The sequence below is a fragment of the Streptomyces sp. NPDC088812 genome (assembly GCF_044750285.1).
Lineage (GTDB): Bacteria > Actinomycetota > Actinomycetes > Streptomycetales > Streptomycetaceae > Streptomyces.
In genome coordinates this window covers 1-1,246 of sequence record NZ_JBIVJP010000083.1, presented here as the reverse complement: position 1 = coordinate 1,246, position 1,246 = coordinate 1, and the positions used below count along the sequence as shown (strand labels likewise).

Here is a 1,246-nt window from a genome sequence, read left to right as displayed (position 1 = left end):
TCTCCTATGAGCTGGCCACCGGCGAGATCCACGTCTTCCAGGCCAAGTCGGTGATCTTCGCCACCGGCGGCGCCGGCAAGGTGTACAAGACCACCTCGAACGCCCACACCCTCACCGGCGACGGCATGGCCATCGCCTACCGCGCGGGCCTGCCGCTCGAGGACATGGAGTTCGTGCAGTTCCACCCGACCGGCCTGGCCGGCCTGGGCATCCTGCTCTCCGAGGCCGCGCGCGGCGAGGGCGGCATCCTCCGCAACGCGGACGGCGAGCGCTTCATGGAGCGCTACGCCCCCACCATCAAGGACCTCGCCCCGCGCGACATCGTGGCCCGGTCCATGGCCGAGGAGGTCCGTCAGGGCCGCGGCGCCGGCCCCAACAAGGACTATGTGCTGCTCGACCTGACGCACCTGGAGCCCTCGCACATCGACGAGAAGCTCCCGGACATCACCGAGTTCGCCCGCACGTACCTGGGCGTCGAGCCCTACACGGAGCCGGTGCCGGTGTTCCCCACCTGCCACTACTTCATGGGCGGCATCCCCACGAACATCAAGGCCGAGGTCCTCCAGGACAACGACACCATCGTGCCGGGCCTGTACGCCGCCGGTGAGGTGGCCTGCGTGTCCGTGCACGGGTCCAACCGCCTGGGCACCAACTCGCTGCTGGACATCAACGTGTTCGGCCGCCGCGCCGGCATCTACGCCGCCGAGTACGCCGCGCAGGCGGACTGGGTGGAGCTGCCCGAGGGCGGCGAGCTGCCGACCGTGGAGCACATCGAGAACCTGCGCTCCGCCACCGGCTCCGAGCGCGTCGCGGACATCCGCGCCGAGCTCCAGGAGTCCATGGACGCGGACATGCAGGTCTTCCGCGACGAGGACTCGATCCGCCGCGCACTGGCCAAGATCGAGGAGCTGCGCGGGCGCTACGAGAACGTGTCCGTCCAGGACAAGGGCCACCGCTTCAACCTCGACCTGCTCGAGGGCATGGAGCTGGGCTACCTCCTGGACATCGCCGAGGCGATGACCCTCGCGGCCCTGGGCCGCAAGGAGTCCCGCGGCGGGCACTACCGCGAGGACTACCCCGATCGCGACGACGAGAACTTCATGGCGCACACCATGATCTACCGTGACGAGACCGCGGAGATGGAGGGCGTCAAGGGCATCCGCTTCGAGACCAAGCCCGTCGTCGTGACCCGTTACCAGCCGATGGAGCGTAAGTACTGATGAGCCACTCAGCAACCGAGACCGAG

The 1,246-nt window shown here is 68.6% G+C and carries 1 protein-coding gene; it reads left to right on the top strand.

All coding sequences use genetic code 11. The features are described 5' to 3' along the window. Nucleotides 1-1,220 (top strand): FAD-binding protein (locus tag ACIP67_RS43350; protein WP_401700249.1); only part of this gene is annotated, 1,220 nt, incomplete at its 5' end. Nucleotides 1,221-1,246: the final 26 nt, after the last annotated feature.